Annotated in this window: 20 protein-coding genes; 13 read left to right on the top strand and 7 right to left on the bottom strand. The window is 67.0% G+C overall.

Annotation, left to right across the window (positions count from 1 at the left end; translation table 11 throughout):
* Positions 1-228 precede the first annotated feature (228 nt).
* The 6 genes from FBY21_RS25560 to FBY21_RS25535 all read left to right on the top strand — a co-directional run bounded on the left by FBY21_RS25560 (position 229) and on the right by FBY21_RS25535 (position 6,960).
* Complete coding sequence (locus FBY21_RS25560) at positions 229-1,167, top strand: GGDEF domain-containing protein (RefSeq protein WP_044411717.1); 939 nt, start codon at positions 229-231, stop codon at positions 1,165-1,167.
* Positions 1,168-1,235: 68 nt separating this feature from the next.
* Positions 1,236-2,399: a dipeptidase gene (locus FBY21_RS25555; protein ID WP_044411720.1), complete on the top strand. Its 1,164-nt coding sequence runs from the start codon at positions 1,236-1,238 to the stop codon at positions 2,397-2,399.
* A 95-nt stretch (positions 2,400-2,494) separates the two neighbouring features.
* The gene (rhlB, locus tag FBY21_RS25550; protein WP_186355575.1) at positions 2,495-3,991 is read left to right on the top strand and encodes an ATP-dependent RNA helicase RhlB; all 1,497 of its coding nucleotides are present in this window, start codon (positions 2,495-2,497) and stop codon (positions 3,989-3,991) included.
* A 173-nt stretch (positions 3,992-4,164) separates the two neighbouring features.
* A complete protein-coding gene (locus tag FBY21_RS25545) occupies positions 4,165-5,121 on the top strand; it encodes an ornithine cyclodeaminase family protein (protein WP_142014825.1) in 957 nt (318 codons plus the stop codon).
* Positions 5,118-6,242, top strand: coding sequence for an NAD(P)/FAD-dependent oxidoreductase (locus FBY21_RS25540; RefSeq protein ID WP_142014822.1), 1,125 nt, complete (start codon positions 5,118-5,120; stop codon positions 6,240-6,242). The genes FBY21_RS25545 and FBY21_RS25540 overlap by 4 nt, the downstream gene beginning before the upstream one ends.
* Positions 6,243-6,318: 76 nt before the next feature.
* Complete coding sequence (locus FBY21_RS25535) at positions 6,319-6,960, top strand: transcriptional regulator (RefSeq protein WP_044411726.1); 642 nt, start codon at positions 6,319-6,321, stop codon at positions 6,958-6,960.
* A gap of 281 nt (positions 6,961-7,241) precedes the next feature.
* Here FBY21_RS25535 and FBY21_RS25530 read toward each other — a convergent pair whose 3' ends face one another.
* A complete protein-coding gene (locus FBY21_RS25530) occupies positions 7,242-8,018 on the bottom strand; it encodes an ABC transporter substrate-binding protein (protein ID WP_044411728.1) in 777 nt (258 codons plus the stop codon).
* 299 nt (positions 8,019-8,317) lie between these two features.
* Here FBY21_RS25530 and FBY21_RS29660 point away from each other — a divergent pair, with 299 nt between their 5' ends.
* Entirely contained in the window at positions 8,318-8,482 is a 165-nt protein-coding gene (locus FBY21_RS29660; RefSeq protein ID WP_164707481.1) for a hypothetical protein, read from the top strand.
* A 3-nt stretch (positions 8,483-8,485) separates the two neighbouring features.
* Here FBY21_RS29660 and moaE read toward each other — a convergent pair whose 3' ends face one another.
* The 6 genes from moaE to FBY21_RS25500 form a co-directional block, all read right to left on the bottom strand.
* Positions 8,486-8,947, bottom strand: coding sequence for a molybdopterin synthase catalytic subunit MoaE (moaE, locus tag FBY21_RS25525; protein ID WP_044411731.1), 462 nt, complete (start codon positions 8,945-8,947; stop codon positions 8,486-8,488).
* Between the two features lies 1 nt (position 8,948).
* Complete coding sequence (locus FBY21_RS25520; RefSeq protein WP_044411734.1) at positions 8,949-9,197, bottom strand: MoaD/ThiS family protein; 249 nt, start codon at positions 9,195-9,197, stop codon at positions 8,949-8,951.
* A 2-nt stretch (positions 9,198-9,199) separates the two neighbouring features.
* Positions 9,200-9,670, bottom strand: coding sequence for a cyclic pyranopterin monophosphate synthase MoaC (moaC, locus tag FBY21_RS25515; protein ID WP_044411737.1), 471 nt, complete (start codon positions 9,668-9,670; stop codon positions 9,200-9,202).
* Positions 9,671-9,789: 119 nt separating this feature from the next.
* Positions 9,790-11,181, bottom strand: coding sequence for a PhoH family protein (locus tag FBY21_RS25510; RefSeq protein WP_044411740.1), 1,392 nt, complete (start codon positions 11,179-11,181; stop codon positions 9,790-9,792).
* A 311-nt stretch (positions 11,182-11,492) separates the two neighbouring features.
* Entirely contained in the window at positions 11,493-12,620 is a 1,128-nt protein-coding gene (locus FBY21_RS25505; protein WP_142014819.1) for a polysaccharide deacetylase family protein, read from the bottom strand.
* Between the two features lie 68 nt (positions 12,621-12,688).
* Entirely contained in the window at positions 12,689-13,873 is a 1,185-nt protein-coding gene (locus FBY21_RS25500) for a tetratricopeptide repeat protein (RefSeq protein ID WP_044411744.1), read from the bottom strand.
* Between the two features lie 180 nt (positions 13,874-14,053).
* On the opposite strand from FBY21_RS25500, the gene yaaA reads away from it, so the two are divergent.
* The 6 genes from yaaA to FBY21_RS25470 all read left to right on the top strand — a co-directional run bounded on the left by yaaA (position 14,054) and on the right by FBY21_RS25470 (position 22,513).
* Positions 14,054-14,833 carry a peroxide stress protein YaaA gene (gene yaaA / locus FBY21_RS25495; RefSeq protein WP_142014814.1) on the top strand — a complete coding sequence of 260 codons (780 nt, stop codon included), beginning with the start codon at positions 14,054-14,056 and terminating at the stop codon, positions 14,831-14,833.
* Between the two features lie 738 nt (positions 14,834-15,571).
* Positions 15,572-16,882, top strand: coding sequence for a GDP-mannose 6-dehydrogenase (gene algD / locus FBY21_RS25490; RefSeq protein WP_044411749.1), 1,311 nt, complete (start codon positions 15,572-15,574; stop codon positions 16,880-16,882).
* Positions 16,883-16,992: 110 nt separating this feature from the next.
* Entirely contained in the window at positions 16,993-18,474 is a 1,482-nt protein-coding gene (gene alg8 / locus FBY21_RS25485) for a mannuronan synthase (protein WP_044411752.1), read from the top strand.
* Positions 18,475-18,499: 25 nt separating this feature from the next.
* Complete coding sequence (locus FBY21_RS25480; protein WP_044411755.1) at positions 18,500-19,666, top strand: alginate biosynthesis protein Alg44; 1,167 nt, start codon at positions 18,500-18,502, stop codon at positions 19,664-19,666.
* A gap of 11 nt (positions 19,667-19,677) precedes the next feature.
* Positions 19,678-21,051 carry an alginate biosynthesis TPR repeat lipoprotein AlgK gene (gene algK / locus FBY21_RS25475; protein WP_142014811.1) on the top strand — a complete coding sequence of 458 codons (1,374 nt, stop codon included), beginning with the start codon at positions 19,678-19,680 and terminating at the stop codon, positions 21,049-21,051.
* Between the two features lie 10 nt (positions 21,052-21,061).
* On the top strand, positions 21,062-22,513 hold the full coding sequence (locus tag FBY21_RS25470) for an alginate export family protein (protein WP_074970782.1): 1,452 nt from the start codon (positions 21,062-21,064) through the stop codon (positions 22,511-22,513).
* The last annotated feature ends 7 nt before the right edge of the window (positions 22,514-22,520 follow it).

Genomic DNA, 22,520 nt, shown 5'->3' with positions numbered 1-22,520 from the left:
CACCGCCCCCGGACCACCCGGACGGGGGCCTCCCCACCCTGCAACCGGCCGATGGAATGGCCGGTTTGTGACGCCTTTCGGATTTTCGCCGGCCACCGGTCGGCCCGACTTCCGGCGTGCGTTGAAAGCGCCTCTGCGCAGCAATAATGTCGGGTCATGCAATTCCCGCGATGACACGGACCGTTCTGCAATGTCTCCTTCCGTTGGCCTCCGTGATGGAGGTGATCCATGAAGAACGCCCATTGGCAGGCCGATGTGCAGCAGTTGAAGGATCAACGGCTGTTCCAGAACGTCGCCGCCCACAGCCTCCGACAGGTCCTGCGCGAATTCACCGCCTACGACCTGGAACAGGGCGAGGTGCTGCTCTCCCCCTTCGACCGCAACCAGTACCTCTACCTGGTGGTGCGCGGCGCCCTGCAGGTCTACCTCGGTTCGCTGGACAACCAGCCCATGTCCACCCTGGGCGTGGGTGACTGCGCCGGGGAAATCAGCTTCATCGACCACGAGCACCCGTCTGCCTACGTGGTCGCCGCCGAGCCCAGCACCGTGCTGCGCCTGCACCGGGAGGCGCTGCTGAAGCTGTTCCAGCAGTCCCCGCAGATGATGCAGAACCTGCTGGAGCTGCTCTGCGAGCGGGTGCGCGGCGGCAACCGGGTCATCCTCGACACCGAGCAGAACGCCAACGTCGACACCCTCACCGGCCTCTACAACCGGCGCTGGCTGGAACACGTGTACGCCCGCGAGAGCACCCGCTGCGCCTTCAACGGCCAGCCGCTGTGCCTGCTGATGCTGGATGTGGACCACTTCAAGGCCTACAACGACCGCCACGGCCACCTGGCCGGCGACTACGCGCTGTGCCTGGTGGCCCATACCCTGCGCAACCAGCTGCGGCCGAAGGACAGCATGTCGCGCTTCGGCGGCGAGGAGTTCGTCATCCTCCTGCCGGACATCGCCCTGGACGAGGCCCGCCGCATCGGCGAGCGCCTGCGCGCCAGCCTGGAGCAGATTTCCTCCTTCTATTCACCGGTCGGCGTGCTGCCGGGGGTGACCGTCTCCATCGGGCTCACCGAGATGGACCCGCGCGACGACCTCAAGTCGTTGATCGCCCGGGCCGACCAGGCCCTCTATGACGCCAAGATGCGGGGACGAAACTGCCTTAGCGGCTGAGCCCCACTGCATCGGCCCCGACGGCTTGCTAGAGTGCGTCTCCACAACAACAGAAGCGGGATGCTCCCATGCGCAAAGTCCTCATCGCGCTGGCCGTCGTGGCCGTGCTCGGTCTGGCCGTGTTCTTCACCCTGCCCAACCTGCTGGACCGGCGGATGAACACCGTGGCCCAGCCCGGCCCCTATCAGGCCGGCGCCAGTGCCACCGACCTGCACAAGACCCTGTTCGTCGCCGACCTGCACGACGACGCCCTGCTCTGGCAGCGCGACCTGCTGGAGCGCCACGACTACGGCCACAGCGACCTGCCGCGCCTGCTGGAGGGCCACGTCGGCCTGCAGGTGTTCTCCACCGTCACCAAGACGCCGCGCGGCATCAACTACGAGAAGAACGACAGCGACAGCGACAACATCACCCTGCTGGCCATGGCCCAGCGCTGGCCGGCGCGCACCTGGCACAGCCTGCTGGAACGCGCGCTGTACCAGGGCGAGAAGCTGGAGGACGCCGCCCGCCGCAGCGACGGCAAGCTGGTGCTGGTGCGCACCCGGGGCGACCTGGAAGGCTTCCTCGCCGCCTGGCAGAAGGACCCGCAGCGGGTCGCCGCGATCCTCGCCACCGAAGGCCTGCACCCGCTGGAGGGTAAGCTGGAGAACGTCGACCGCCTGTATGACGCCGGTTTCCGCATCACCGGCCTGACCCACTTCTTCGACAACGAGATCGGCGGCTCCGCCCACGGCATGGAAAAGGGCGGCCTGACCCGCTTCGGCCGCCGGGTCATCGCCCGCCTCGAAGAGAAGCACATGGTGGTGGACCTGGCCCACGCCTCCCGCGCCCTGATCGATGACGTGCTGAAGATCGCCGAACGCCCGGTGCTGGTCTCCCACACCGGTGTCGAGGGCACCTGCAAGGGGCCGCGCAACCTCACCGACGACCACATCAAACGGATCGCCGCCACCGGCGGGGTGATCGGCATCGGCTACTGGGACGCCGCCGTCTGCGACACCTCGGTGGACGCCATCGTCAAGGCCATCCGCTACACCGCCGACCGGGCGGGCGTCCAGCACGTCGCCCTGGGCTCGGACTTCGACGGCACCGTGCACACCCCGTTCGACACCAGCGGCCTGGCCCTGCTGACCGAAGGCCTGCAGAAGGCCGGCTTCAGCCAGGACGATATCGCCGCCATCATGGGCGGCAACGTGCGCCGCCTGCTGCTGGCCAACCTGCCCACCGAGTGAGGCTGCAGGCCCCGGAAAGTCCGGGGCCTTCGCCGCGATGGCTTCTTGCTTTACACTGGCGCCCGTTCACTCCTTAACCAATCGACGAGATGACCGTGCTCAAAGCACTCAAAAAGATATTCGGCAAGGGCGAAGCGCCCTTCGCCGGTAGCGCACCCAGCGCACCGGCCACCCCCACCCGCGAAGGTGAAAACAGCCCCGTACCGGCGCAACAGGCGCCACGCGCCGAGAAGCCGGCCCGCGACAACGCCCCCCGTGGCGAGCGCAAGCCGCGCGCCGAGAAGACCGCCGACGCCCCCCGCGCCGACAAGCCCAAGACCGACAAGCCCCGCAGCGAGAAGCCGCGCCGTGAGCGCGCACCCAAGCCGGTGGACACCTGGAAGCTGGAAGACTTCGTGGTCGAGCCGATGGAAGGCAAGACCCGCTTCCACGACTTCAAGCTCGCCCCGAGCCTGATGCACGCCATCCACGACCTCGGCTTCCCCTACTGCACCCCGATCCAGGCCGGCGTACTGGGCTTCACCCTCAAGGGCCAGGACGCCATCGGCCGCGCCCAGACCGGCACCGGCAAGACCGCCGCCTTCCTGATCTCGATCATCACCCAGCTGCTGCAGACCCCGCCGCCGAAAGAGCGCTACATGGGCGAGCCCCGTGCGCTGATCATCGCGCCGACCCGCGAGCTGGTGGTGCAGATCGCCAAGGACGCCCTGGCGCTGACCAAATACACCGGCCTGAACGTGATGAGCTTCGTCGGCGGCATGGACTTCGACAAGCAGCTCAAGCAGCTGGAATGCCGCTTCTGCGACATCCTCGTGGCCACCCCCGGCCGCCTGCTGGACTTCAACCAGCGCGGCGAAGTCCACCTGGACATGGTCGAAGTCATGGTGCTGGACGAAGCCGACCGCATGCTCGACATGGGCTTCATCCCCCAGGTCCGCCAGATCATCCGCCAGACCCCGCCCAAGGGCGAGCGCCAGACCCTGCTGTTCTCCGCCACCTTCACCGACGACGTGATGAACCTGGCCAAGCAGTGGACCGTCGACCCCGCCATCGTCGAGATCGAGCCGGAGAACGTCGCCAGCGACACCGTCGAGCAGCACGTCTACGCCGTGGCCAGCAGCGACAAGTACAAGCTGCTCTACAACCTGGTGGCCCAGAACAACTGGGAACGGGTGATGGTCTTCGCCAACCGCAAGGACGAAGTGCGCCGCATCGAGGAACGCCTCACCAAGGACGGCATCAGCGCCGCCCAGATGTCCGGTGACGTGCCCCAGCACAAGCGCATCAAGACCCTGGAAGGCTTCCGCGAAGGCAAGATCCGCGTCCTCGTCGCCACCGACGTGGCCGGTCGCGGCATCCACGTCGACGGCATCAGCCACGTGATCAACTTCACCCTGCCGGAAGACCCGGACGACTACGTGCACCGCATCGGTCGTACCGGCCGCGCCGGCACCAGCGGCACCTCCATCAGCTTCGCCGGCGAGGACGACGCCTTCGCCCTGCCGCCGATCGAAGAACTGCTGGGCCGCAAGATCAACTGCGAAATGCCGCCGGCCGAACTGCTCAAGTCGGTTCCGCGCAACAAGCACTGATCCGCCACCAGGCGACAGAAAAAGGCGAAGCCCCCGGGCTTCGCCTTTTTCATTTCAGCCCCCTGCAGACCGATGTAAACACCTCACCATTTCCTCGCCCTCCATCGTCCGGCCCTTGCCGATCGATACAATAAATTCCACTATAGACAAATTGTTTACAGCGGAGTCCCACCATGTCCAGCGCCCTGCCCCGGGTCATCCCCGCCCACGAAGCCGAACGCCTGCTGCCCCGGATCGACGTCCAGGCCGCCCTGCGCGGCATGTTCCTCGACCTCGCCGCCGGGGAGGCCGTGCAGCCGCCCCAGCAACTGGTGCCGTTTCCCGGCGGCGGTGACTTCATCAACTACCTCGGCGTACTGGCCCGCGAGCAGGTCTACGGGGTCAAGACCTCGCCCTACTTACCCAAGCCACAGGGCGCGGTGGTCACCGCCTGGACCCTGCTGATGTCCATGCAGGACGGCCAGCCGCTGCTGCTCTGCGACGCCGCCACCCTCACCACCGAGCGCACCGCCGCCACCACGGCGCTGGCGGTGGATGCCCTGGCGCCGGCCGATGCCACCGAGCTGGCCGTCATCGGCAGCGGCGCCGTGGCCCGCGCGCACATTCGCCATTGCCTGGCGCTGCGGCCCTGGCAGCGCATCCGCGTGCACTCCCCGCGCCTGCAGGCCGAGGGCGAGCGTGCCGACGCCCTGCGCGCTCTGGACCCGCGCGTGACCCTCTGCACCCGGCAGGACGACGCCGTGGCCGGTGCAGGGGTGATCCTGCTCTGCACCTCGTCCGCCGGGCCGGTGCTGGACCCGCGCAGCCTCGGCCATGCGCCGCTGGTCACCTCCATCAGCACCAATGCCCCGCGCGCCCACGAGGTGCCGCCCGAGGCCCTGGCCGCGATGGACGTGTACTGCGACTACCGCGCCACCACCCCCGCCAGCGCCGGGGAGATGCAACTGGCGGCCGAACACCACGGCTGGCAGATCGATGCCCTGCGTGGCGACCTGCCCGAGCTGCTGGCCGGTCGTGCGCCCCGCCCGGACTACCAGCGTCCGGTATTCTTCCGCTCCATCGGCCTGGGCCTCGAAGACGTCGCCCTGGCCCACGCCCTGCACCGGCTCAGCAACGAGGAAACGGCATGACCCAGGCGGACTTCATCATCATCGGCGGCGGCATCGCCGGCGCCTCCACCGGCTACTGGCTGTCGCGCCACGGCCGGGTCGTGCTGCTGGAGCGCGAAGAGCACGCCGGCTACCACGCCACCGGGCGCTCCGCCGCGCTCTACACCGTGGCCTACGGCACACCCCAGGTGCGAGCCCTCACAGCGGCCAGCCGGGCCTTCTTCGATGCACCGCCGGAGGGTTTCTGCGAACACCCGATCCTCACCCCACGGGGCGAGATGGTGGTGGACTTCACCGGCGACCGTGACGAACTGCAGCGCCAGTTCGACAGCGCCCGGGAACAGGTGCCCGACGTGCGCCTGCTGGACGCCGACGAAGCCTGCCGCCTGGTGCCGGTGCTGCGCCGGGAGAAGGTGCACGGCGCCATGCTCGACCCCAGCGCCGCCGACATCGACACCGATGGCCTGCACCAGGGCTACCTGCGCGGCATCCGCCGCAACGGCGGCGAGGTACTGACCGGGGCCGAAGTCGCCACCCTCGAACGCCAGGGCGACACCTGGCAGGTGGACAGCCGTGCCGGCCGCTTCAGCGCCCCCGTGGTGGTGAACGCCGCCGGCGCCTGGTGCGACCGCGTCGCCGAGCTGGCCGGGGCCCGTCCCCTGGGCCTGCAGCCCAAGCGCCGGGCGGCGTTCATCTTCGCCCCACCGGAAGGCATGGACTGCCACGCCTGGCCGGCGCTGGTGAGCCTCGACGAATCCTTCTACTTCAAGCCCGATGCCGGGATGCTGCTGGGCTCCCCGGCCAATGCCGACCCGGTGGAGCCCCAGGACGTGCAGCCCGAAGAGCTGGACATCGCCCTGGGCATCTACCAGATCGAGGAGCACACCCTGCTGAACATCCGCCGCCCCGCCCGCACCTGGGCCGGCCTGCGCTCGTTCTTCGCCGACGGTGACCTGGTCTCCGGCTACGACCCCCGCCTGCCGGGGTTCTACTGGGTGGCTGGCCAGGGTGGCTACGGCATCCAGACCTCCGCCGCCATGGGCGAGGCCAGCGCCGCGCTGATCCGCCGCCAGCCGCTGCCCGAGCACCTCGCCCGCTTCGGTCTCACCGAGGCGATGCTGGCCCCCGCCCGCCTGGGATGACGGCCCCGGCGCTTTGCGCCACACTCCCCCGCGCCGGCCACCGGGCCGGCGCCGTTTCCCGTCCCTGGAGCCCCGCATGACGCCAAGCCCTGCCCCCGATCTGGACAACTACCGGGCCATCGCCGACGCCATCGCCACGCTGTTCTTCCCCCACGCCGAAGTGGTCGTGCACGACCTGCGCACGCAGGCGATCGACTACATCGCCCACAACCTGTCCAAGCGCTCGGTGGGTGACGATTCGGCCCTGGAAGACATGCTCGAAGAAGGGGTCGAGGAGCGGAACATCGGCCCCTACGAGAAGCTCAACTGGGACGGCCAGAAGATCCGCTCGGTGAGCACCGTGCTACGCGATGCCGAGGGCAAGCCGGTGGCGGTGCTGTGCATCAACCTGAACATCTCCCTGTTCGAGTCGGCCAAGGCGGCGCTGGATCTGTTCCTCGCCCCCGGCAAGCTGATCCCACAGCCGGACGCGCTGTTCCGCGACGACTGGCAGGAGCGCATCAACACCTTCCTCCACAGCTGGATGCGCCAGCGCCAGCTCGGCCTCAACCTGCTGACCCGCGAGCACAAGCGCGAGCTGGTCCTGGCCCTGCATGCCGAGGGCGCCTTCAAGGGCAAGAGCGCCGCCAACTACGTGGCCAACGTCCTCAACATGGGCCGCGCCACGGTCTACAAGCACCTGCGCGAACTCAAGGAAGAACCCGAAACGGATAGGTAGGGGCCACTCGTTGCGCCAGCCCCGTAGCCCGGGCTTCAGCCCGGGACATACGCACGAACCCGGACTGAAGTCCGGGCTACAGGAACCATCCGGCGCCCTGTAGGGGCGACTTCAGTCGCCCGGTTCTTCGCGAGCAGAGCTCGCTCCTAAAGCGTCCGTAGCCGGGCTTCAGCCCGGGAGCCCGCGAACCCGGACTGAAGTCCGGGCTACAGGAAACCATCCGGGGCCCTGTAGGGGCGACTTCAGTCGCCCGGCTCTTCGCGAGCAGAGCTCGCTTCCGATCAATCCCCGTAGATATCGAAATCGAAGTACTTCGCCTGAATCGTCTGGTAGGTGCCGTTGGCGCGCAGGGCCTTGATGGCGGCGTCCAGCTTGTCACGCAAAGCGGTGTCGCCCTTGCGCACGGCGATGCCGGCGCCTTCGCCGAAGTAGCGAGGATCGTTCAGCACCGGGCCGACGAAGGCGTAGCCCTTGCCGTTCTCGGTCTTGAGGAACCCCTCGTTGAGCGGGAACACATCGGCCAGCACCGCGTCCAGGCGACCGGAGAGCAGGTCCAGGTAGATCTCGTTCTGGGTGCTGTAGCGCACCACCTTCACGCCCTTGGGCTCCAGCACCTCGGTGGCGAAGCGGTCGGTGGTGGTGGAGCGCTGGGTGCCGACGGTCTTGCCCACCAGGCTGGCGAAGCCGTCGTCGACACTGCTGCCGGCCTTCATCGCCAGCCGTGCGGGGCTGTAGTAGTACTTGCCGGTGAAATCCACCGACTTGCGGCGTTCCTCAGTGATGGTCATGGACGAGAGGATGGCGTCCACCTTCTTCACTTTCAGCGAGGGGATCAGGCCGTCGAACTCCTGCTCCACCCACTGGCATTGCACCTTCATCTCCGCGCACAGGGCGTTGCCGATGTCGTAGTCGAAGCCGGCGATCTGCCCGTCGGGCGTCTTGTAGGCAAAGGGCGGATAGGCCGCCTCGATGCCGATGCGCAACGGCTTGTCGGCCGCGAACGCAGTGGAGGCCAGGAGGCCGAGGGCAAGGCTGCCAAGGAGGACGAGTTTCTTCATGGTGCGACTCCCGCTGTGCATGTGTGGGCCCGGCCGCTGAGGGGCGAGCCCTGTCGTGGTGGACGTTGAAGGAGGGCAGTGACCGGCACCTGCGGCTGGCGCAGGCAGGCGGTGTGGAGAAGGAAAAGGGGATCGCGCGGCACGGCGACGCCTTGTTATTGGAATTTCAGTCCACTCTGGACTTTTATGTACAGATCGTCAATCGGCCGCTCAATGGCCGGCACGGCTGACCCAGGTCATGCCGTGACCCGACGGGGCGTCTAGGCTGCCTACAGGCAACCCAACGGGAGAGGCAGGCCATGGACCACGTACACCTGATGATCACGCTGCTGGTGGCGGGCTTCCTGTTGCTGGGCATCGGCTTCAGCAACCGGGAGAAGGAATGGGGGGTGTGGCTGACGGGGCTGGGCACGGCATCCATGTTCATGCCCATCGTCTTCAAGATGTACATCGAGCTGGGCTGAGCCTCAGCCCTCGGGGGTATCCCAGCGCTTCGCGGCGGCCTGGTCGCTGCAGCGGCCCTCGACCCAGCGGGGGCCGTCGGGGGTGTCTTCCTTCTTCCAGAACGGCGCGCGGGTCTTGAGGAAGTCCATGACGAAGTTGCACGCGTCGAACGCGGCCTGGCGGTGGGCGCTGGCGGTGCCGACGAAGACGATGGGCTCGCCCGGCTCCAGCCGGCCGATGCGGTGGAGGATGTCGATATTGAGCAGCGGCCAGCGGGCCGAGGCCTCGTCGGCGATCTTCTGCAGCGCCTTCTCGGTCATGCCCGGGTAGTGCTCGAGGAACATCCCGGCCACGTCCTGGCCGTCGTTGAAATCCCGCACGTAGCCGACGAACCCCACCACCGCACCGACACCGACGTTGGCGGCGTGCAGGGCATTGAGTTCAACGCCCGGGTCGAAGGCAGCGCTCTGCACGCGAATGGCCATGTCAGCCTCCGGTCACGGTGGGGAAGAAGGCCACTTCGTCGCCTTCGGCCAGCGCCTCGTCGAGGCTGCACAGCTCCTGGTTGCGGGCGCACATGAGGTTCTGCTCGTCGAGCACCGCCCACACGCCGCCGCGTGCCGCGAGGTGCTGGCGCAGGTCGTCGAGGCGGGCGAAGGCCGGGTCCCAGGCCAGTTGCTCGCCATCCAGGCCGAGGGCCTCGCGGTAACGGGCGAAGTACTGCACACGGATCATGGTCACGCCTCCGCCTGGTAGTGGCCGCTCTTGCCGCCGAGCTTTTCCAGCAGCCGCACGGACTCGATGGTCATGCCACGGTCCACGGCCTTGCACATGTCGTAGAGGGTCAGCGCGGCGACGCTGGCGGCGGTGAGGGCCTCCATCTCCACGCCGGTCTGCCCGGCCAGCTTGCAGCGGGCGACGATGTGCACCACGTCGTCGCCTTCGGCGGCCAGCTCCACCTTGACGCTGGTGAGCATCAGCGGGTGGCACAGAGGGATGAGGTCGGACGTCTTCTTCGCCGCCTGGATGCCGGCGATGCGCGCCACGGCGAACACGTCGCCCTTGGGGTGGCCGCCGGCCTGGATCATCGCCAGGGTTTCCGGGCGCATGCGCACCCGCGCTTCGGCCGTCGCCTCACGGGCGGTCACCGCTTTTTCGGTGACGTCGACCATGTTGGCGCGGCCTTGGGAATCGAGATGGGTCAGCACTGCAAGTCTCCTCGGGCGACCCGGTGGGAGCGGGCCGCAGGAGGCGAATTGTATACAGAAGAGCCGGCAGCGGTCGCGCTTTCGCCGCCGGGCGGGTGAGCGCCCGGCGGCGACGGCGGCTACATGTGGGCTTCGGCGTATTCGGCGAGCACCGAACGCGGGACGCCCTGGAGGGTGATGTGAACGCCGTGGGGGAAGTCCTTGAAGCGTTCGGTCAGGTAGGTCAGGCCCGAGCTGGGCGCCGACAGGTAGGGGGTGTCGATCTGCGCGAGGTTGCCCAGGCAGATCACCTTCGAGCCGGTGCCGGCGCGGGTGATGATGGTCTTCATCTGGTGCGGGGTGAGGTTCTGGCACTCGTCGATGATGATCAGGCTCTGCTGGAAGCTGCGCCCGCGGATGTAGTTCAGCGATTTGAACTGCAGCGGCACCTTGCTGAGGATGTAGTCCACGCTGCCGTGGGTGCTCTCGTCATCCATGTGCAGGGCTTCGAGGTTGTCGGTGATGGCGCCCAGCCAGGGCTCCATCTTCTCGGCCTCGGTGCCGGGCAGGAAGCCGATCTCCTGGTCCAGCCCCTGCACGCTGCGGGTGGCGATGATGCGCCGGTAGCGCTTGGTCACCATGGTCTGCTCGATGGCTGCGGCCAGCGCCAGGATGGTCTTGCCCGAGCCGGCGGCGCCGGACAGGTTGACCAGGTGGATGTCCGGGTCCAGCAGCGCGTACAGCGCCAGCGCCTGGTACACGTCACGCGGGCGCAGGCCCCAGGCCTCCTGGTGCAGCAACGGCTCCTGGTGCAGGTCGAGGATGGTCAGCTCGGTGCCCTGGATGCCCTTGATCCAGCCGACGAAGCCCTGCTCGTCGACGATGAACTCGTTGACGTGCACCGCCGGCAGGTTGTCGGTGAGCTGCACCCGGTGCCAGGTGCGGCCGTGGTCCTGGCGGGTCTCCACCTTGCTGACGCGCTCCCAGAAGGAACCGGGCATGTCGTGGTAGCCACGGGACAGCAGGGACACGTCGTCCACCAGCTGGTCGGTGTGGTAGTCCTCGGCATCGATGCCACAGGCGCGCGCCTTCAGGCGCATGTTGATGTCCTTGGTGACCAGCACCACGGACAGGCCGGGCCGGCGGGTCTTCAGCTCCACCAGCTGGTTGATGATGCGGTTGTCGTTGAGGTTGTCCGGCAGCCAGGTGATGGGGGCTGCGCTCTTGCTCATGAGGATCGAGAGGAAGCCGCAGGGGCCGCTCTTCTCGCGCTGGATCGGTACGCCGTGCTCCACCTCCTCGGGGGTCGCGCCACCGAGGATCTTGTCGATGAGGCGGATGGCCTGCCGGCATTCGGCGGCCACGCCCTGCTTGCCACTCTTGAGCTTGTCCAGTTCCTCCAGCACCGTCATGGGGATGGCCACGTGGTGTTCTTCGAAGTTGAGGAGGGCGTTGGGATCGTGGATCAGAACGTTGGTATCGAGGGCGTAGAGGGTTGGAGCGGTGGAGCGGGCGCGTCCGTGGTCATCCATACTCGGTCACCTTCTTGTCGGTCCGGGCGACGGAATGCCGGTACGGCGCTCCGCCGAGGAAGGACTGCCGCCCTGCCTGCCCGGGTCATGCCGGGAGCCAGGGACTCCATGAGGAGGATGAGGGCCTGGGGCCGCCACCCTGTCCTCAGGATTCGGCGGTCTGATTCGTTAATAACCCAAGAGAGATGACAGAAAAAAGAACTTTTTGGTCCGCAAAAACCTTTTTTTATCCCTCGACGAATAACCCTTGGCGCCGGACAGGGGCGCCGCTAAAGTCCGAAGTCCCCCCTGCCCTCGCCGCTCCGCTGCCCTCAGCGGTAGGTGTTGCACGGCATCCAGTCCACCCCCGCCAGGGCCGTCCGGTCCTTGAGCCAGGGCACCGCCGCCAGGGCCTTCGGGTGGATGTCATGGAACAGCACCACGCCCCGGCGCCACAGCAGCATCAGGTTCAGCACCCGCTGCGCCGCTTCGTCGCCGCTGATGCGCGCATTCCAGTCCTGCGAATCGATGTTCCACAGCGCCACCGTCAGCCCCTGGGTGGCGAAGAACGCCCCGCTGTCGGCACGACGCTGGCCATAGGGCGGGCGGAACAGCGGCACGGCGTTGTCCGGCAGCGTGCGGGCCACCAGGTCGCGCACCCGCACCACCGAGTCCTGCCACTGCTCCCAGCTGCTGTGGGACTTGTGCTCCCAGCCGTGCAGCCCGACGCACTGGCCGGCGTAGAGCTGGCGCATCGCCTCTGGCGAGGACTTGCCCAGGCGGGTCTGGAACCCCTGCCCCAGCACGTAGAAGGTCGCGCTCATGTGCTGCTCGCGCAGCCAGGTGGTGAGGCGATCGCTGAGGCCGTCACGGGGCGTCGGGCCATCGTCGAAGGTGAGCAGGAACTGCCGGTCCCTCAGCTCATCACCATTACGCTCCTGCTCGGAGAACAGGCCGATCTCGCTGCTGATGCGCGGGAACAGCGCCGCCAGGCGCATCTGCTCGTCCAGGTAGCGCAGGTGGAAGCCCCGGCTGGCCTCGGACCAGGCGAAGAACGGCGAATCCGGCGTCACCTCGAAGCGCCGGGCGCGCTCGCGCAGCGCCGCCTCGTCAGCCGCCGGCTCGCAGAACGGCCGCGTGGCGTCGCAGCCCTGGCTGGCCAGCCGGTAGTTCTCCGCCAGGCGCGCCCAGAAGCGCTTGCGCACCGTGGCGATGCCGTCCAGGTCCACCGCCTTCAAGCCCAGGCGCTGCTGCCAGGCGGCGGCGTCCAGCCCCTCGCTCTGCAGCAGGGTCTGGGCGAAGACCAGGATCTCGCCCCGGGAGGCGTCATCGAAGGCCGCTGGCGAATCCAGCGCAGCGGGCCAGGTGGAGCGGTCGATCAGGGCGATGCGGCTGGGGCCGGCGGCCTGGGCGAAGGTGGCGCCGAGCAGTGCGGCACCGAAAGCGAGGGTACGGAACATGGCGTTCTCCGTTCACGGCGGCGGAAACGAACGCGCCCCCGAAGGGGCGCGCTGTCAGCAGGGAGGGATCAGTGGCGGTCCTGAACCCGTTGGATCGCCTTGTCGTACACCGGGTTCGCCTTCTGCTCCTTGGCCAGGTGGTAGTGGCGCAGGGCATCGTCGTACTGCTCGGCCGCCTCGTAGATGCGGGCGATGTTGTAGTAGGAACTGGCGCGCACGGTGGCCGCGTTGGCACCCGTGGCCAGGGCGATGGCCTTGCGGTTGGCCCAGATGGCCTCGGCGGTGCGGTTGGCCTTCTGGTAGGCCAGGCCGAGGTTGCTGTAAGCCTGGCCGTAGTTGGCATCCAGCTCGATGGCCTGGCGGTAGAAGTCGATGGCCAGGTCCAGCTTGCCTTCGTGGTAGGCCGCCTCGCCCTTGCGGTTCAGCGCCTTGGCATCGCCCTGTGCAGCCTGGGAAGCCGCCTGCGCAGCCACGCTGCGGCCCTCGTTGAGCAGCGGCTCGATGTCGCCCAGCACGTAGGCCGCATCCTTCGCCTGGCTGCCCTCCAGGGTGTTGATGTCCTGGAAGTCGCCGGATGCGGTGATGCGGAACACCTTCCACAGGTTGCCGCGCTGTTCCTTGGGCACGTAGTAGGTGCGCACCAGGGACTGGCCGACGTAGACGAACACCTTCGCCTGGCTGCCCGCCAGTGCCTTGGAGGACGGGTTGTCCCGGTTGGTGAAGTCGTGCACCGCGTAGACGTAGGTCTCGCCGTAGCGCTTCTTGTGCAGGGTGATGGTCTCCGGGCCGTAGCTGTCGGTGTCGTCCACGTCCAGGTCGGCGTCGGTGCCTTCCTTCTCGGCGAAGTAGATGTGGTTGCCCGGGTAGGCGATGTGGGAGTCCAGGTCCTCCGGCTTCTCGCCCCAGCTCAGCACGATGCGCAAGCCGTCCAGGTCCTTCATCACCGGGCTGATGGCATAGGTCATGCCGGTGCACGGGCACTTGGCAACGAGGTTGGAGTAGCCGTCCTTCTTCACGATCACCAGGCTTTCCGGGTCATCGGCGAAGCTGCTGTCCAGGGTCACGCGGCCCTGGGCGTCGGTGCGGCCGGTCACGGTCTGGGCACCGTTCTTCTGCAGCAGCACCTCGGCGCCGGCAATCTTCTCGTCCTTCACCACGGCGCTCAGCACCTCGATGGAGACCGGCGCGGCCTGGGCCACCACGGCGCCGGAAGCGAACAGCAGGGAAAGTGCGATACGCGAGAGGGTCTTCACAACGACCTCCTTGTCAGTCGGGGAATGGGCGGCCAGGGCCGCAGGGGAGCGCACTATAGCGCAGCCTCCCGGCCCGGTGTGTGACACGGGGCATGGCCCCTGCCGGCTCAATCGGGGCGATAGGTGGAGCCTGCCCGGGCAAGTCCCTACAATCGCGCCATTGCCGAAGGAGACAAGCCGATGCTGATGGTGATTTCGCCCGCCAAGACCCTGGACTACGAAACCCCACCGGTCACCGACCGCTACACCCAACCCCGCCACCTGGACCACGCCCAGGAGCTGATCCAGCAACTGCGCACCCTGCCCCCGGCCGACATCGCCGAGCTGATGCACCTGTCCGACAAGCTCGCCGGCCTCAACGCCGCGCGCTACGGCAGCTGGCACCCCGACTTCACCCCGGAGAACGCCAAGCAGGCCCTGCTGGCCTTCAAGGGCGACGTCTACACCGGCCTCGACGCCGAGAGCTTCGCCGAAGCCGACTTCGACTTCGCCCAGCGCCACCTGCGCATGCTCTCCGGCCTCTACGGCCTGCTGCGCCCGCTGGACCTGATGCAGCCCTATCGCCTGGAAATGGGCACCAAGCTGGCCAACGCCCGGGGCAAGGACCTCTACGCCTTCTGGGGCGAGCGCATCAGCACCTGGCTCAACGAAGCCCTGGCCGAACAGGGCGACAACGTCCTGCTCAACCTGGCCTCCAACGAGTACTTCAGCGCCGTGAAGCGCAAGGTGCTGGACGCCCGCATCATCGACACCGAATTCAAGGACCTGAAGAACGGCCAGTACAAGATCATCAGCTTCTACGCCAAGAAGGCCCGCGGCCTGATGGCCCGCTACGTGATCAAGGAGCGCCTCACCGACCCGCAGGGCCTGAAGGACTTCGACTACCAGGGCTACCGCTTCGCCGCCGAAGCCTCCAGCGAGAACAAGCTGGTGTTCCTGCGCGACACCCCGCAGGACTGACCCGCCCCCTCGCCCCTCCTCCCCGGAGGGGCACGTGCCTCCCCCCGCTTATGCCCCCGACCCGATGAAGAGTCTTATAACCATCCCGCCCAACGCACTTCCCACTTCACCGCTTGCCGGCAGATTTTGATATCACCGTGCAATAACGGTAGCGGCCTACCAGCGAATACTTTTCCAACTTCCTTCACGCCCTCTAGCACGCGCCCTACAGCGCAAACCCGCGCCACGCCTGGCGCTTGAAAGTTTGAACTTTTTCGCAAGTTAGAAGTAAGCAAACTTTGCCATCATTGTGATGCCAAACTTACCGCTCATCGAAAAAGTGAAACGCCGCAAAATATTGACGAATGGCCGGAACTATCCAAACAGCCCCACACTCATAAACCGCGACACATAATTCTTCATATTTCCGTTTCTTACTGACTATGAAAACTGCCCCCGCTATCGGAGCACTCCGAGGGGGTAGTTATGCGTAACGGAAAGTTCCACTTGAACAAGGAGTGCAACGCCATTTTCGACGAGTGACATAAAAACCAAGGGCCAGAGCCGTTGAGGTGATCAGTCCAGGACTCTCTGGAGCCAGCGTCATTACAGGCTCCGCTTCAGGTACCCGCAGTTTCGGTGCCCGGTATCCGTCATGCCTGCACGCAGTAGAAAGTTGCTGTTTGGTGACAACTGCAGAAACGGCCGTGGCTAATAAGCCACTTATTAACACGTACTAAATGGAATGAGGTGATAGCGATGCGTATCAGCATCTTTGGTTTGGGCTACGTCGGTGCAGTATGTGCCGGTTGCCTGTCCGCTCGTGGTCATGAAGTTGTCGGCGTGGATGTTTCCAGCACCAAGATCGACCTGATCAACAAAGGCAAATCCCCCATCGTCGAACCGGGCCTGGAAGAGCTGCTGCAACAGGGCCTGAAGACCAACCGCCTGCGCGGCACCACTGACGTCGCCGCCGCCGTACGCGATACCGACATGTCCTTCATCTGCGTCGGCACCCCGAGCAAGAAGAACGGCGACCTGGGCCTGGAGTACATCGAAGGCGTCTGCCGCGAGATCGGCTTCGCCCTGCGCGACAAGGCCGAGCGCCACACCGTCGTGGTCCGCAGCACCGTCCTGCCGGGCACCGTGAAGAACGTGGTGATCCCGATCATCGAAGACTGCTCCGGCAAGCAGGCCGGCGTCGACTTCGGCGTCGCGGTGAACCCCGAGTTCCTGCGCGAAAGCACCGCCATCAAGGACTACGACTTCCCGCCCATGACCGTCATCGGCGAGCTGGACAAGACGTCCGGCGACCTGCTGGAAACCCTCTACCGCGAACTGGACGCCCCGATCATCCGCAAGGACATCGAGGTCGCCGAGATGATCAAGTACACCTGCAACGTATGGCACGCCGCCAAGGTCACCTTCGCCAACGAGATCGGCAACATCGCCAAGGCCGTCGGGGTCGATGGCCGCGAAGTGATGGACGTGGTCTGTCAGGACCACAAGCTCAACCTCTCCAAGTACTACATGCGCCCCGGCTTCGCCTTCGGCGGCTCCTGCCTGCCCAAGGACGTGCGCGCCCTCAGCTACCGCGCCAGCTCCCTGGACGTCGAAGCCCCGCTGATCGGCTCGCTGATGCGCAGCAACTCGGCCCAGGTGCAGAAGGCCTTCGACATCATCGCCGCCCAGGACAAGCGCAAGGTTGCCCTGCTCGGCCTGTCGTTCAAGGCCGGCACCGACGACCTGCGCGAGAGCCCCCTGGTGGAGCTGGCCGAGATGCTCATCGGCAAGGGCTTCGACCTGCGCATCTACGACCGCAACGTCGAATACGCCCGCGTCCACGGCGCCAACAAGGACTACATCGAATCGAAGATCCCCCACGTCTCGTCCCTGCTCGACAGTGACTTCGACGGCGTCGTCGACAACGCCGACGTGATCGTCCTGGGCAACCGCGACGAACTCTTCGCCCCCCTTGCCCAGCGCGCCCCCGAAGGCAAGCACGTGATCGACCTGGTGGGCTTCATGCCCAAGGCCAGCCACGGCAACGCCGAAGGCATCTGCTGGTAACCGCGACCGCTTCAGCGCAACGCGATGACGCACCTTGGGCGAGCGAAACAATGACAAGCAGCGCCCACGCCCGAGGTCCGTCCAGCGTTCACGAAGGAATGGATGAATCAATGGACAAGCTCAAGCGAAGCCTCACCGAGGCAGCCGGCTGGCTGTTCTTCCTGACGGGCCTGATGCTGCTCGCGCTGGCGCTGCCCCGCTCGGTGTTCGATCCCGAGTCCAAGCACTTCCTGCTGCTCATCGGCGTGGTCGGTATCTGGCGCTATTCCATGGGCGCCCTGCACTTCCTGCGCGGCACCCTGTTCCTCTACGTCGTCTACCCCTGGCAGCGCCGCCAGGTGCGCAAGCTCGGCGCAGCGGCCGACCCGTCCCACGTCTACCTGCTGGTCACCAGCTTCCGCATCGACGCCCTGACCACCGCCATGGTCTACCGCTCGGTGATCCAGGAAGCCATCGACTGCGGCTACCCCACCACCGTGGTCTGCTCCATCGTCGAACTCTCCGACGAGCTGCTGATCAAGAACCAGTGGAACCGCCTGGCCCCACCGGAGCGCGTCAAGCTGGACTTCGTGCGCATCCCCGGCACCGGCAAGCGCGACGGCCTGGCCTACGGCTTCCGCGCCATCTCCCGGCAACTGCCCGACGACGACGCCGTGGTCGCCGTGGTGGACGGCGACACCGTGCTCACCCAGGGCGTGGTGAAGAAGACCGTGCCCTGGTTCAAGTACTTCCCCAACGTCGGCGGCCTCACCACCAACGAGTTCTGCGAGGTGCGCGGCAGCTACCTGATGAGCGAATGGCACAAGCTGCGCTTCGCCCAGCGCCACATCAACATGTGCTCCATGGCGCTCTCCAAGCGCGTGCTGACCATGACCGGGCGCATGTCGGTGTTCCGCGCCAAGGTGGTCACCGACCCCGGCTTCATCGCCGACGTGGAGAGCGACCACCTCGACCACTGGCGCCTGGGCCGCTTCCAGTTCCTCACCGGTGACGACAAGTCCAGCTGGTACAGCCTGATGCGCCTGGGCTACGACACCTTCTACGTGCCGGACGCCGCCATCAACACCGTCGAGCACCCGCCGGAGAAGAGCTTCATCAAGGCCAGCCGCAAGCTGATGTTCCGCTGGTACGGCAACAACCTGCGGCAGAACACCCGCGCCCTGGCCCTCGGCCCGCGCCGCCTCGGCTGGTTCACCACCCTGGTGCTCAGCGACCAGCGCGTGTCCATGTGGACCTGCCTGCTGGGCCTGGCCGTCGCGGTGATCGCCAGCCTCAAGTACAGCATCGCCTACCTCCTGGTGTACCTGCTGTGGATCGGCCTCACCCGCTTCATCCTCACCCTGCTGCTGAGCGTTTCAGGGCACCCCATAGGACCGGCCTACCCGCTGATCCTCTATTACAACCAGATCGTCGGCGCGCTGGTGAAGATCTACGTCTTCTTCCGCCTGGACCAGCAGTCCTGGACGCGCCAGAACACCAAGCTCAACCGGGACCTGGCCAGCTTCACCCGCTGGTTCAACACCTGGTCTTCCCGTGCCATGACCTTCACCGCCACCAGCGTCTTCGTAGCCACGCTGATGGCGTTCGTGTGACCGAACCCGATAGGAAATCCAGACCATGAATACAGCCGTCAACGTCAATGTGGTGCACGAATCCGAAGCCCAGCGCCAGCACGCCCGGGTCAAGCTCCCGGCCAAGGTGCGCTACCTGGTGGGCAAGGAGCGCGTCGAGCACCGCCTGCTCGACCTCTCCGCCGGCGGGTTCGCCTTCCAGGTGGAACCGGGGCAGAAGGTGCAGGTGGGCGACTACCACCAGGGTCGCATGCAGTTCCAAGTGGACAACCTCAGCCTCGGCCTGGACGTCGAGTTCCAGGTGCGCTTCCTCGACCCCCAGCAGGAGCGCGCCGGCTGCCAGTTCCACAACCTCAAGCCGCGTGACATCGCCACCCTGCGCTACCTGATCAGCGCCCACCTCTCGGGCGAAGTGGTCAGCGCCGGCGACATCCTCAACACCCTGCAGCGCGAGAACTTCACCAAGCCACGCAAGAACGGCAGCGGCGGCGGCATGGGCATGTTCGGCCGCCTGCGCGCCGTCACCTTCAGCGCCGGCCTGTTCCTCGTCGGCCTGGCCGCCTTCGGCTTCATCTTCAAATCGCTCTACGGCCTGTACTTCGTCACCCACGCCGAATCCGGCATGGTCGCCGTGCCCGCCATGCAGGTCACCATGCCCCGCGAAGGCACCGTGCAGAGCCTGATCGGCGGCGAAGGCGCCGTGGTGCAGAAGGGCGCCCCGATCGCCTCCTTCTCCGCCACCATGCTGGAGATGCTCAAGGGCCACCTGACCGACGACCAGCTCGCCCCCGCCAACGTCGAGGAACTGTTCGGCAAGCAGATGAAGGGCACCCTCACCAGCCCCTGCAACTGCAAGGTCGCCCGCCAGCTGGTGGCTGACGGCCAGTTCGCCGGCAAGGGCGACGTCATCTTCGAACTGGTGCCCCAGGACTTCGAAGCCACCGTCAGCGCCCGCTTCCCCTACCGCAACTTCGCCCAGGCCAAGCCCGGCGCAAGCGTCACCTTCCAGGTGGCCGGCGAAGACACCCCGCGCCACGGCAAGATCATCAGCTCCAGCCTGATCGACAGCGGCCTGTCCTCCGACATCCGCGTCGTCATCCAGCCCGACCAGGTACTGGACAGCAAGCTCGCCGGGCAGCCCGTCGAAGTCAGCATCGACCGCGGTCCCTCCTTCGACTGGATGATCAACCGCGCCCTGGCGGCCGGCTTCTGAGGAGGACACCCGTGGCGACCCTTCCCTCCCGCACCCTGCTGCTCGGCGTCGCCGTCGCGCTGGCCGGCTGCGCCGGCCTGCCCGACCAGCGGCTGGCCAGCGAAGCACTCAAGCGCGGCGACACCGCCACCGCCGAGCGCAACTTCCGCCAGCTCGCCGAGCTCGGCTACGTCAACGCCCAGGTCGGCCTCGCCGACCTGCAGGTGGACAGTGGCGACCCGGAGCAGATGCGCCAGGCCGAGCAGACCTACCGCCAGGCCATGGACCAGTCGCCGCGCGCCAAGGCCCGCCTCGGCAAGCTGCTGGCGCGCAAGCCCGACGGCACCCCGGCCGAACGCCAGGAAGCCGCCCAGCTGCTGGAAGACGCCTACAAGGCCGGCGAGCCCAACAGCCTGCTGCCCCTGGTGATGCTCTACCTCACCTTCCCCCAGGACTTCCCCGGCGTGAACGTGCAGCAGCGCATCGCCCAGTGGCGCGCCGACGGCCAGCCCCAGGCCGAGCTGGCGCAGATCCTCTACTACCGGACCCAGGGCACCTACGACCAGCACCTGGCCGAGATCGAGGACATCTGCACCCGCAACCTGCAGCAGGCCGACGCCTGCTACGTCGAACTGGCCACCGTCTACAGCAAGCAGGGCAAGGCCGACGAGCGCCAGGCCCTGGTGGAGCAGGTCATGGCCCGCTACGCCGCCGGCACCCTGCCCGCCCAGCGCGTCGACTCGGTGGCCCAGGTGCTGGCCGACGCCGAGCTGGGCAAGCCTGACGAAGGCAAGTCCCAGGACATGCTCGAACGCATCGCCCCGGCCTACCCGCCGGCCTGGGTCAGCCTCGCCAAGCTGCTCTACGAGTACCCGGGCCTGGGCGACATCGACAAGATGATGGAGTACCTCGACCACGGCCGCGAAGCCGCCCAGCCGCGCGCCGAACTGCTGCTCGGCCGCCTCTACTATGAAGGCAAGCTGGTCCCCCTGGACCCGGTGAAAGCCGAGCGCCACCTGCTCAAGGCCTCCGCCACCGAGCCCACCGCCAACTACCTGCTGGGGCAGATCTACATCCGTGGCTACCTCGGCGACATCGACCCGGACAAGGCCCTGGACTACCTGCTGAGCGCCGCCCGCGGCGGCCAGATCAATGCCGACTACGCCCTCGGCCAACTGTTCGCCCAGGGCAAGGGCATCCGCCCCGACCTCGTCAACGCCTACGTCTTCAGCCAACTGGCGCTGCCCAAGAACACCCCGCAGGCCATCGAACTGGCGCAGACCGTGGAACAGCAGCTGAGCCCCGCCGACCGCGCCCGCGCCGAACAGCGCCTGCGCGAGGAACGCCAGTTCCGCGGCGTCGCCCTGCAGGACACCACGCAGATGCAGGCCATGCAGACCCCTTGAAGGAACCGACATGAAATTCAACCTCTGGACGACCGCCAGCCTCGGCCTGGGCCTCACGCTTCTTTCCACCAGCAGCGCCTTCGCCGTGCAGATGAGCGACAAGAACTTCGGCCTCGACATCAAGATCACCGCCCAGTCCGAGGACGACCGCGACCTCGGCACCCAGAAGGGTGGCGACGTCAGCGGCGTGGGTATCGACCTGCGCCCCTGGGTCTACGCCGAACGGGGTGACTGGAGCGCCTTCGCCATGGGCCAGGCCGTCAGCGCCACCGACATCGTCGAGACCGACACCCTGCAATCCAGCGACACCGACGGCGAACAGGGCGCGCGCGACGACGGCCGCCAGCCGGACAAGAGCTACCTCGCCCTGCGCGAATTCTGGGTCGACTACGGCGGCCTCACCGCCTACCCCGGCGAACACCTGCGCTTCGGCCGCCAGCGCGTGCGCAGCGCCGAAGGCACCTGGTGGGACACCAACATCGAAGCCCTGCGCTGGAGCTTCGACACCACCCTGCTGACCGCCCACGTCGGCGTCGCCGAACGCTTCAGCGAATACCGCACCGACCTCGACGAACTGGCCCCCGAAGACAAGGACCGCCAGCACGTCTTCGGCGACATCGCCACCCAGTGGGCCCCGGGCCACTGGGTCGGCCTCAAGGTCCACCACAGCCGCGACAACGGCAGCCTGCCCGACGCCGGCGAGGTGGTGGAGCCCCTGGACAAGCGCTACACCGGCGACCTCACCTGGGTCGGCATCGACGCCGACGGCGGCTTCTTCGACCGGCGCTCCACCGCCCCGCTGAACTACTGGGCCCAGGCCACCTGGCTCACCGGCGATACCGACGAACTGACCCAGAGCGTGGTCGGTGACCAGCGCCTCGCCAACGGCTCGCGCAACGTCGACGTCAACGCCTGGGGCGTCGACCTCGGCCTGCGCTGGAACCTCTCCGAGCAATGGAAGGTCGGCGGCGCCTACGCCCGTGGCAGCGGCGGCGGTGACGACGACAGCTCCCGCCAGTTCCGCCAGACCGGCATGGAGAGCAACCGCTCCAACTTCACCGGCACCGAAGCCCGCATGCACCGCTTCGGCGAAGCCTTCCGCGGCGAGCTGAGCAACCTGCAGGTGGCCACCGCCTTCGCCTCCTGGCAGCTGCACGACGACTACGACGCCAGCCTCGTCTACCACCGCTTCTGGCGCGTGGACGACAACCAGGACGTCGGCCAGGCCGGCATCACCGCCCCGCTGGAGGACGGCGAGAAGGACATCGGCCAGGAAGTCGACCTGGTGGTGACCCGCTACTTCCGCCAGGGCCTGCTGCCCGCCGGGATGGCCGAGCACCTGGACGACGCCTCCGCCCTGGTGCGCTTCCGTGGCGGCGTGTTCAAGCCGGGCGATGCCTACGGCAGCGGCACCGACTCGCTCATGCACCGCGCCTTCGTCGACTTCATCTGGCGCTTCTGATGCCAGC

This window comes from Pseudomonas sp. SLBN-26 (assembly GCF_006715895.1).
Lineage (GTDB): Bacteria > Pseudomonadota > Gammaproteobacteria > Pseudomonadales > Pseudomonadaceae > Metapseudomonas > Metapseudomonas otitidis.
Note: the sequence above shows the minus strand (reverse complement) of the source record. Positions and strands in the feature narration are given on the sequence as shown.